The sequence below is a fragment of the bacterium genome (assembly GCA_026414725.1).
In the GTDB taxonomy this organism is placed as follows: Bacteria; Ratteibacteria; UBA8468; order B48-G9; family JAFGKM01; genus JAAYXZ01.
Genome location: JAOAIL010000065.1, coordinates 265 through 611 on the forward strand (window position 1 = coordinate 265; position 347 = coordinate 611).

Here is a 347-nt window from a genome sequence, read left to right on the forward strand (position 1 = left end):
TCCATAAACCCATTATATTTTTCAAAAATCTTATTGTACCACCAAAACCACCTTCATTTGTAAAATTATATTGCAAAGATTTTTCATTTATTACTGGTTGATCTATTTCTACACCAAGAAGAGACCATGTCCCTGAAGAAAGATATGCCCATTTTTCTTCATCTTTTGCAGGTGTACCAACCACAGCAGAAGCGGTATCATGACAACAGACCGCAAAAATAGGTATTGGAGATAAATTTAACTCCTCCTGTAACTTTTTTGTAAGATTTCCAATTAATGTTCCAGGAGAAATTATTTGGGTCAAAAAATCTGTTCTTATACCAAGTTTCTCAAGTAAACTATAGCAC

1 protein-coding gene is annotated in these 347 nt (G+C 33.1%); it reads right to left on the reverse strand.

The genetic code is table 11. From position 1 onward, the window contains the following. Positions 1-304, reverse strand: a 304-nt coding sequence (locus N3D17_07880; protein ID MCX8083281.1) for a rhamnulokinase, incomplete at its 3' end; no start/stop codon positions are given. Between the last annotated feature and the right edge of the window lie 43 nt (positions 305-347).